Source organism: Thauera butanivorans NBRC 103042, assembly GCF_001591165.1.
Classification (GTDB): domain Bacteria; phylum Pseudomonadota; class Gammaproteobacteria; order Burkholderiales; family Rhodocyclaceae; genus Thauera; species Thauera butanivorans.
Map to the genome: position 1 here is coordinate 33827 of NZ_BCUG01000053.1, position 8353 is coordinate 42179.

At 64.7% G+C, this 8353-nt stretch carries 11 protein-coding genes and 2 tRNA genes; 9 read left to right on the forward strand and 4 right to left on the reverse strand.

The features are described from left to right. Window positions 1–200: 200 nt before the first annotated feature. From TBU01S_RS18255 to TBU01S_RS18295, 9 genes are read left to right on the forward strand one after another with little or no spacing between them, the layout of a single operon-like run. Entirely contained in the window at window positions 201–1241 is a 1041-nt protein-coding gene (locus tag TBU01S_RS18255; RefSeq protein ID WP_083953707.1) for an RNA-directed DNA polymerase, read from the forward strand. Beyond that, window positions 1238–1450 (forward strand): hypothetical protein, encoded by a 213-nt coding sequence (locus TBU01S_RS18260; RefSeq protein ID WP_068638755.1) that lies wholly within the window; start codon window positions 1238–1240, stop codon window positions 1448–1450. The genes TBU01S_RS18255 and TBU01S_RS18260 overlap by 4 nt, the downstream gene beginning before the upstream one ends. Then, the gene (locus TBU01S_RS18265) at window positions 1447–2040 is read left to right on the forward strand and encodes an HNH endonuclease signature motif containing protein (RefSeq protein ID WP_068638757.1); all 594 of its coding nucleotides are present in this window, start codon (window positions 1447–1449) and stop codon (window positions 2038–2040) included. Before TBU01S_RS18260 ends, TBU01S_RS18265 begins: the two co-directional genes overlap by 4 nt. After that, window positions 2030–2371: a hypothetical protein gene (locus TBU01S_RS23250; RefSeq protein WP_083953708.1), complete on the forward strand. Its 342-nt coding sequence runs from the start codon at window positions 2030–2032 to the stop codon at window positions 2369–2371. Before TBU01S_RS18265 ends, TBU01S_RS23250 begins: the two co-directional genes overlap by 11 nt. 5 nt (window positions 2372–2376) lie before the next feature. After that, complete coding sequence (locus TBU01S_RS18275) at window positions 2377–4245, forward strand: ParB/RepB/Spo0J family partition protein (RefSeq protein WP_068638759.1); 1869 nt, start codon at window positions 2377–2379, stop codon at window positions 4243–4245. Next, window positions 4242–4913 (forward strand): 3'-5' exonuclease, encoded by a 672-nt coding sequence (locus tag TBU01S_RS18280; protein ID WP_068638762.1) that lies wholly within the window; start codon window positions 4242–4244, stop codon window positions 4911–4913. Before TBU01S_RS18275 ends, TBU01S_RS18280 begins: the two co-directional genes overlap by 4 nt. Beyond that, window positions 4910–5095, forward strand: a complete 186-nt coding sequence (locus TBU01S_RS24035; protein WP_068638764.1) for a hypothetical protein — start codon at window positions 4910–4912, stop codon at window positions 5093–5095. The genes TBU01S_RS18280 and TBU01S_RS24035 overlap by 4 nt, the downstream gene beginning before the upstream one ends. Then, window positions 5092–5415: a helix-turn-helix domain-containing protein gene (locus TBU01S_RS24040; protein ID WP_068638766.1), complete on the forward strand. Its 324-nt coding sequence runs from the start codon at window positions 5092–5094 to the stop codon at window positions 5413–5415. Before TBU01S_RS24035 ends, TBU01S_RS24040 begins: the two co-directional genes overlap by 4 nt. Continuing rightward, the gene (locus TBU01S_RS18295; protein WP_068638768.1) at window positions 5412–6116 is read left to right on the forward strand and encodes a hypothetical protein; all 705 of its coding nucleotides are present in this window, start codon (window positions 5412–5414) and stop codon (window positions 6114–6116) included. Before TBU01S_RS24040 ends, TBU01S_RS18295 begins: the two co-directional genes overlap by 4 nt. On the opposite strand, the gene TBU01S_RS18300 is transcribed toward TBU01S_RS18295, so the two are convergent. The 4 genes from TBU01S_RS18300 to pgsA all read right to left on the reverse strand — a co-directional run bounded on the left by TBU01S_RS18300 (window position 6117) and on the right by pgsA (window position 8246). After that, on the reverse strand, window positions 6117–7241 hold the full coding sequence (locus tag TBU01S_RS18300) for a site-specific integrase (protein WP_068638770.1): 1125 nt from the start codon (window positions 7239–7241) through the stop codon (window positions 6117–6119). A 156-nt stretch (window positions 7242–7397) separates the two neighbouring features. Further along, window positions 7398–7471 (reverse strand) — tRNA-Cys (locus TBU01S_RS18305). Between the two features lie 43 nt (window positions 7472–7514). Further along, window positions 7515–7590 (reverse strand) — tRNA-Gly (locus TBU01S_RS18310). A gap of 77 nt (window positions 7591–7667) precedes the next feature. Continuing rightward, on the reverse strand, window positions 7668–8246 hold the full coding sequence (gene pgsA, locus TBU01S_RS18315) for a CDP-diacylglycerol--glycerol-3-phosphate 3-phosphatidyltransferase (RefSeq protein WP_068638772.1): 579 nt from the start codon (window positions 8244–8246) through the stop codon (window positions 7668–7670). Window positions 8247–8353: the final 107 nt, after the last annotated feature.

Below are 8353 nucleotides of genomic sequence, written 5' to 3' on the forward strand. Positions count from 1 at the left end.
TGCCCTCATCCGCGGGGGCAGCTGGAACTCGGAGCGCAATGCCGGCGCGTTCAACCTCAACAACGACTGGCCGAGCAACGAGTGGGACAACATCGGCTTCCGCTGACCCAAGGCAATACCGCCTGAACGATGGGCATGCCCACGGGAGGCCAACTCTTGGTCGAGAGTCTCCGGGGGCAGCCGCCCCGAAAGCACGGCGCATGGACGCCCAGCCAGGAACCGCCGCGTGGCCCACGGGCGCTGCGGCGGAACGTGGCAGCCACTTCCTGCAGCTCACCGCCTTGCCCCATCTGTTTCAGTGCTGGCTCAAGGCCCGCCGCAACAAGGGCGGCAGCGCCCGTATTCAGCGCTTCGGCGAGGATCCGCTGCGGTACCTGAAGACGATCCAGGACCAGCTCCGCAGCCGCGCCTATGCCTTCGGCCCCTACCGCTCATTCACCGTCAAGGAGAAGAAATTCCGCGACGTGGTCGATGCCCCCATGAAGGACCGGATCGTGCACTGGATGCTGTACGACTATCTGCTGTCGATCTGGATGCCACGGTTCATTGCCGACACCTACGGCAACCTTCCCGGACGAGGCACGCATGCAGCCGTCCGGCGACTGGCGAACTTCTGCCGATCGCCCTCGGCCCGCTTCGTCCTGCAGCTCGACATCTCGAAGTACTTCTACGCCGTCCCGCACAGCCCGCTGAAGGCACGCGCCTTGCGCTACATCGGCGACCAGGACATCCGCCGGCTGATCGTCGACCTCATCGATTCGTGGCGCACCGACGGCCGCTATGACGAGCTGTTTCCGGCCGGCGGCGCCTACCGCAGCACCGTCGACAAGGGGATGCCTCCCGGCAACCTCCCGTCCCAGCTACTGGCCAATATCTTCCTGAGCGACTTCGACCACTGGGTCAAACAGGATCTGGGCGTGAAGCGCTACATCCGGTTCGTGGACGACCTGGTGATCATCGCCGACACCGCGGACGAACTGCGGCACATCGACCGCGAGATCACCCAGCGCCTGGCCGAAGAAGGCCTGACGATCCACCCGCACAAGATCCGCCTGGCCCCCGTCGCAGCGGGCGTGCCCTTCCTCGGCTATGTCGCCTGGCCCGCCCATGTCTCCGCCGGCCGCTACATCCGCTACCGCTACCTACAGCGCCTGCGCCGCCATGAGTCTGGCGCCCGTGACTACAGCGAATCGCTTTCTTCATACCGGGCGATGTTCGCCCACACCGGAGCCACACGATGACTCGCCAGCATTCCGCTCTTCAGCAATTGAAGGAAGCCAAGGTGATCGCGAAGGACCACGGCCTGTTCGTGGTCGAGCGTCGCGACCAGCGCGGCACCACCGCTTACTTGCTCTACCGCGAGAGCACCCCGCGCAACGTGTTCATCGGCAAGCGCAACAGTCCCCAGGGCATCCGCAGCCTGGTGTGCAAGGCGGCCAACTTCCAATGAAAACGCGCCCCTGGACCACAGCCGACGATGATGCGCTGCGCCGCCTCTACACCGAGCTGTCGGCCAGCGTAGTGGCTCGGCACCTGGGGCGCACGCGTAGCGCAGTCAGGAATCGCATCACAGCCCTGGGCTTGCGCAAGGGCACCAACAGCGGCCGCTTTCTGGCAGGACAACAGCCATGGAACAAGGGTGTCCGCTACACGGCGGGCGGCAAATCAGCACAGACCCGATTCAAGAAAGGGAACCGCCCCCACACCTGGCACCCGATCGGCCACACCCGTGTCACCAAGGACGGCTATCTGCAGCGCAAGACCGCCGACACCGGATGCACCCGCCGCGACTACGCCCACATCCATCACCTGGTGTGGCGCATGCACGGCGGCGCCGTGCCGGCCGGCCATGCGCTGGTCTTCCGCGATGGCGACCGCCTGAACCTCGACATCAACAATCTCGAGCTGATCACCCGCGCCGAACTGATGCGGCGCAACACCGTGCACCGCCTGCCGCCCGATCTGAAGCAAGTCGTGGATCTGAAACGGCAACTCTCCCGAAAACTCACCTACCTCGAAAGGAGCAGCCATGAACAATGACATCACCGCCCTGCGCTCGGTCTTGTTCGACACCCTGCAGCGCCTCAACGACCCGGAGAACCCCATGCCCGTCGACCGGGCCAAGGCCGTGGGCGAAATCTCGCAGACGATCATCAACACCGCCAAGGTCGAGCTGGAGCACATGCGTATCACGCGCGGCCGCGGCACCGGTTTTATGGGCGCCCTCCCCGCACCTGAAGAACCCACTGCGCTGGCCGAGCGTGATGATGCCATGTTGCCGGGCGCCGCCACGACGAGTCCCACAGCACATGGCACCAAGACCGTGACCCAGGCCCCGGGCGCCACCGTGACGCGCCACGTGATGAGGTGAGTACCATGGAACAGACGCTTTCGCCGTTCGCCGAGATCGCGCTGCAGCGGCTCGCACCCAGCCCAACCAACCCGCGCAAGACCTTCGCCGACCTCGACGACCTGGCCGCATCGATCCGCGAGCAAGGCGTGATGCAGCCGATCCTGGTGCGGCTGTGGCCGGACGACTACCCCGCACCCGACGGCCGCGCCGACCGCCCCGCCTATGAAATCGTGGCGGGCGAGCGGCGGTACCGGGCCGCACAGCTCGCCGGCCTGGACAGCATCCCCGCCCTGGTGCGGCCGCTGAACACCCGCCAGGTGCTCGAGGCGCAGATCGTTGAGAACCTGCAGCGCCGCGACGTGACCGAGCTGGAAGAAGCCGAGGGCTACCAGCTCATGATGCGCGACCACGGCTACACGGCCGACCAGCTCGCCGAGAAGGTCGGCAAGAGCCGCGCCTACATCTATGGCCGGCTGAAGCTGACCGCGCTGTGCGAGACGGTGCGCGAGCGCTACCGTGCCGGCGATCTGGATGCCAGCCGCGCACTGCTGATCGCCCGCATCCCCGTGCCGGCACTCCAGGAAGAAGCTGCCGACAGGATTCTCGACGGGTGGAACGGCCCGCTGTCCTACCGTGCGGCAGCGCAGTTCGTTCAGAACCACTACATGCTCGACCTGAAGAAAGCGCCATTTCCCGTGAAGGATGCGGCCCTGGTCAGCACCGCTGGCGACTGCACCCATTGTCCGAAGCGCGCCGGCAATAGCCCGGAGCTCTTCCCGGATGTCGGTGCAGACGTATGCACGGACCCGAAGTGCTACGCCGACAAGAAGGCCGAACACATCCAGAAGCAGGCCAAGGCGAAGGAAGCACAAGGGCATCGGGTCATCACCGGCGAAGCGGCGAGAAAGCTGGCGCCCCACGGCATCTACGGCGGCAGCATCGGCAACGAGTATGTCGCCTTGGATCACAAGAGCTACTACGGCGACAAGGAAACAACGGCGAGGAAGGCCATCAAGGGGCAAGACGTGCCAGTCGTGATGATCGAGGACGTCCGTTCTGGCGCGCTGGTGCCGGCCGTGGCGCGGAAGGATCTGAACCAGGCGCTGAAGGCCGTCGGGATCGAGGTGAGCAACAGCACCCGCAATCCGAGAGACCTGGCGCGGGAAAAGGCTCGGAAGCAAGAGCTGGCATTCCGCCGGGCGCTGTTCGATGCACATCACCAGGCCAGCCGGACGGCCATCAACATGTCGAAGAAGCCGACCCTGTCCCGTGAAGACCTCGCGCTGGTCACCCGCCAGTTTTGGGCATCGCGCGGGTCGGACGCCTGCAAAAAGCTCGCCCGGATGTACGTGCCCGACGTTCCGGAACGTCGGGAAGACGACTCGTCTTATCAAGACGACGATTACCGCCGCATCCGCCGCATGACCGAAATGATTGGCGAATTGAGCGAAGGCCAACTGGTCTTGCTTCTGCTGGATCTGTCGCTGGTCGGCACGCTGGATGTCCCCACCTATCTTGAGAACATCTCGACGCCAGAGCCCCTGCTGGATGCCGTCCGGCGCGCGGGCCTCGACCCTGAATCCGTCCGGGCAAAATCGAGCCCGAAACGGGGTAACGCCCCCACTGCGAATCTTGCTCCACCCCCTACCACAGCTCCGCAGGGAGGCGAAGGTAGCGGCGAGGAGAAGACGGCCGCCGCTGAAAAGGCTGCGCCGGCTGGCGGTCAGTCCATGGCAAACCCCAAGAAACAGGCCGCTACCGCGGCGAGAAAAGCCAAGGCAAAGACAAATACCAGCGGCCGCGCTGCGGCCGGAGGAAAGGGACAACCCGCCGACGACCCGCCCGGATGCCGCTGCCCGAACACCCTCGACATGCTGGAGGCCCAAGCATGAGCAAGATCTACAGCAACGTGATGCTCGACCTCGAGACAATGGGCAACGGCCCCGACGCCGCGATCGTTGCGATCGGCGTCATTACATTTGACATCGAGGGCGGCGAACTCGGACCCGGCTACTACAACCGCGTCTCGCTGGAATCCTCAGTCCAAGGCGGCGGGGTCATCGATGCCGGCACCGTGTCCTGGTGGCTGCAGCAGGGGGCCGAAGCCCGGCAGGAGATCGCACGCCCCGGTGGCCTGCGCATCGCCGACGCACTCCATCAGACCGCGGAATGGATCGGCAACACCTGCGAGGAAGGTGTGCAGGTGTGGGGCAACGGTGCCAGCTTCGACAACGTGATCCTGCGCGGCGCCTACCAGCGCGCCGGACAAACTTGCCCCTGGTCCTGGTGGAACGACCGCTGCTATCGCACCGTCAAGGCAATGCACCGGGACGTGCCGATCGAGCGCATCGGCACCCACCACAATGCCCTGAGCGACGCCGCCAGCCAGGCAGCACACCTTATCAAGATGCTCGCGCCTCGGCCGCCGGACGGGTGGGCAGTCATGAGTGAGGACGGCCGCATCATCACGTGGTATCCACAGCAGGACCATGCATCGATCAGCGCCGCACAGCAGTACCCCGGCGCCATCCTGCGGGCGATGCGCCTGGAGCCCCAATGACCAGGACCGAAATCATCACACGCCTGCGCACCCTGAGCACCGAGATGATCGAGGTCGGTGCCGCTATGGACTACTACGCAGGCCTGTCCGACGGCCCGATGTCAAAGCATGCCGCCGAGCTGGTCGACGCCGGGCTGATCGTGGCCGAATGGGCGAAAGAGATCGAGAAGGAATCACCATGATCAAGGAAACCCTATCCCTGACCGAGGCTGCAGAGTACCTCAACACCAGCCCGGAAACACTTGAAGAGCTTGTCGATGTCGGCAGCCTTCCCGCCGGCAAGATCGGGAAGGCCTACGTGTTCCACATTGAGCACCTGCGGGATTATCTGCGTGCCGAGATCGAGCGCCAGACCGCCGAGCGGCGCGAGTACGCCCGCCGGATCGCAGCCGGCGAGATGGCTCGCAGCGAGCGGCCGGCGGTCAAGACCGCAAGCGGCGCGGCCAAGTCGCGCTACGGGCGTCGGGGGCGGTTGCCGAGTCTGGGGGTGGCGACAGCATGAAAGAGCGCCCCATCCTGTTCAGCGCGCCGATGGTGCGCGCGATACTCGAAGGTCGGAAGACGCAGACGCGGCGAATTGTGAAGCCTCAGCCGTACATCGACGATCAAGGAAACTTTTGTTGGAACGGTAGAAACTTTGGCCAGGACTTCAATGGCCCGCACATCCAGGCAATCGCATCGCCGATCCCAAGCAGCAAAACGAAGCGCGTACATTGCCCGTTTGGAAAGCCCGGCGACCGACTGTGGGTGCGTGAGGCGTGGGCGGAAACCGACAGAGAAGACGGAACCCCGGTAATCGCATACCGCGCGGGAGGGAATATCGCAATCGGGCGGGACCATCCGAAAGGCAATGACTACCTGATCGACACAATTGCATGGGACGACGTGCCGCACGTGGAGACATGGCGCCCGTCCATCCACATGCCCCGCTGGGCCAGTCGCATCCTGCTCGAGATCACCGCCGTCCGCGTCGAGCGGCTGCAGGACATCAGCGAGGCGGATGCGCGCGCAGAGGGCATTGAGCAAACCGTCACAGGAGACGGGTGGAGGCGCTACTGCGCCGATATTGAGCAAGAGGCCGCTGGCCTGACGCCTTGCAGCACCGCAGAGATTTCTTACAGGTCACTGTGGGAGTCCATCAACGGCCCCGGCTCGTGGCTCGCGAACCCGTGGGTGTGGGTCGTCGAGTTCAAGCGGGTCTGATCACCACAACCGATCCGCTACCGTAGACGCCCGCAGATTGAGATACCGATCATGCGCCCGCGAACTCATGTGCCCCACCATCTTGCGAATCACCGTGCTCTCGAGCGTCGTGCGCTCGTAGAGCCGGCTGATGCCCTCGTGCCGGAGGTCGTGGAAGCGCAGATCCACACAGCCGGCAGCGTCGAAGATCCGCGCGAACTGGCGCGACAGTAGCGACGTTGTGCGGCGACGAGACAGCCGCGTCTGCTGCCCATCCCACCAAGGAAACACCAGCCCAACCCGCTCCGCCTCCGGCCGGTACGCCGACAGCACCCGCAGCGCGACGGAGGTCATCGGCACCTGGCGCTTGCTGCCGTTCTTGGTCTTGTCGAGGTAGATCGTGCGGCCGGCGAAATCTACCTGCGCCCACGACAGGGTGTACATCTCCGACAGCCGCATCGAGGTTTCCAGCGCCAGGTCGAACAGCGTCACCAGCGCGGCGCCCTCCTTTAGCTCCAGCGGGCGCTGTCGGCCTTCCGGCTTCTCGCCCGCCAGAATCTTCCTGATCGCCTCTTCCTCACCGGGCTGCAGCCGGCGGTCGCGCTCTTCGTCCTTGGGCGCATCGTCACCCACCGCGCGCACGGCAATCGCATCGTGCTCGTTGTAACTGGCGTAGCCCTTTGGCAGCAGCCGCAGCGGGTTGCCCGGGAAGCGCTCGGGGTGCTTGCGGGCCAGCCAGTCCAGGCACCGTGCCAACGCGCCGACGTGGTGCCGGATCGTCGAGGGCGCCAGCGCCTGCTCGCGCTTCATTTTCTGCACCCAGGCTTCGACCCACGCATAATCCAGTGACGCGATCCGCACCGCACCCACACGCTCGCGCTGTATGCGCAGGATGTCGTCGTCGGAGGGCTTCACCGCATGCGCCGCCTGGTAGCCGTCGATGGCGTCCGCGATCGTCACGATCCCGCCCGTCTGCCGGCGCAGTTCGTCGGGCACAATGCCCCGGTCGAGCAGCGCCTCGAGGCGTGCGCAGTACGCATCCCCTTCGGCCTCATCGGCGAAGGTCAGATACACCGGCTTGTCGAGCACGCCCTTGCGGCGGACGACGAACTCCCAGGAAGAACCGCGGGGACGTTTGGTGGCCATGGTAGCAACTCGCGTACACGGCAAATCGTGATGCTGCCGCGTGGTTTTGCCATCAAATTTGAGTGGCACAGGACTGCTTTATACCGTTTTACGCTGATTGCGGGCAACAAAAAGCCCGCTCATGGCGGGCTATATACTTGAATCAACTGCTATTTATGGAGGCGCGACTCGGAATCGAACCGGGGTACACGGCTTTGCAGGCCGCTGCATAACCACTCTGCCATCGCGCCTTTTGGCTTGTACGGCAGATCGTCGACCTACCGCCGGAATGCTTGGAGCGGGAAACGAGTCTCGAACTCGCGACCTCAACCTTGGCAAGGTTGCGCTCTACCAACTGAGCTATTCCCGCTCGGGAAAGAGCGCCATTATAGGCGGCGATTTCATGCTGTCAAGTACGAAATCAGCACCCTGCCCGCCCCGGGGCCGCTACTTGCCGTCCTGCCCGCCGGTCAGCAATGGAATGGCGCGCTGCAGATAGTAGCCCATCGACCACAGGGTCAATGCGGCGGCGACGTAGAGCAGCACGCTGCCCAGCATGCGAATGTCGATCGACAGCAGCGGCGCGTCGTACAGCAGCAGCGGAATCGCCGCCATCTGCGCGGCAGTCTTGAGCTTGCCGACATAGGCCACGGCCACGCTGGCGGATTTTCCGACCCGCGCCATCCATTCGCGCAGCGCGGAAATGGTGATCTCGCGGCCGATGATGATGACGGCGATGATCGCATCGACGCGCGACAGTTCGACCAGCAGGATCAGCGCCGCCGCCACCATCAGCTTGTCCGCGACCGGATCGAGAAAGGCGCCGAAGGCCGAGGTCTGGCCGAGCGCACGGGCGAGATAGCCGTCGAACCAGTCGGTGATCGCCGCGGCGGCGAACAGCGCGGTCGCGACCAGGTTCTTGCTGTGCACGGACAGCAGGCTGTCCGGCAGGTAGAACACACCGACGAAGATCGGAATGAGTACGATGCGGGCCCAAGTCAGGGAATTGGGAATATTGAGTGGCATGCCGGGGGAAGGTCCGGGTCTGGAACGGAGAATGGCGCGAGTATATCAGTGCCCTCATCGCACCCGGGCATTGCATCCGGCAGCATCGGCTGCGGCATTGTAAACGA

Coding starts and splice junctions, on each gene's coding strand:
- TBU01S_RS18275 (WP_068638759.1), top strand. CDS start 2,377: ATGGAACAGACGCTTTCGCCGTTCGCCGAGATCGCGCTGCAGCGGCTC.
- TBU01S_RS18295 (WP_068638768.1), top strand. CDS start 5,412: ATGAAAGAGCGCCCCATCCTGTTCAGCGCGCCGATGGTGCGCGCGATA.
- TBU01S_RS18265 (WP_068638757.1), top strand. CDS start 1,447: ATGAAAACGCGCCCCTGGACCACAGCCGACGATGATGCGCTGCGCCGC.
- TBU01S_RS24035 (WP_068638764.1), top strand. CDS start 4,910: ATGACCAGGACCGAAATCATCACACGCCTGCGCACCCTGAGCACCGAG.
- pgsA (WP_068638772.1), bottom strand. CDS start 8,246: ATGCCACTCAATATTCCCAATTCCCTGACTTGGGCCCGCATCGTACTC.
- TBU01S_RS18260 (WP_068638755.1), top strand. CDS start 1,238: ATGACTCGCCAGCATTCCGCTCTTCAGCAATTGAAGGAAGCCAAGGTG.
- TBU01S_RS24040 (WP_068638766.1), top strand. CDS start 5,092: ATGATCAAGGAAACCCTATCCCTGACCGAGGCTGCAGAGTACCTCAAC.
- TBU01S_RS18280 (WP_068638762.1), top strand. CDS start 4,242: ATGAGCAAGATCTACAGCAACGTGATGCTCGACCTCGAGACAATGGGC.
- TBU01S_RS18255 (WP_083953707.1), top strand. CDS start 201: ATGGACGCCCAGCCAGGAACCGCCGCGTGGCCCACGGGCGCTGCGGCG.
- TBU01S_RS18300 (WP_068638770.1), bottom strand. CDS start 7,241: ATGGCCACCAAACGTCCCCGCGGTTCTTCCTGGGAGTTCGTCGTCCGC.
- TBU01S_RS23250 (WP_083953708.1), top strand. CDS start 2,030: ATGAACAATGACATCACCGCCCTGCGCTCGGTCTTGTTCGACACCCTG.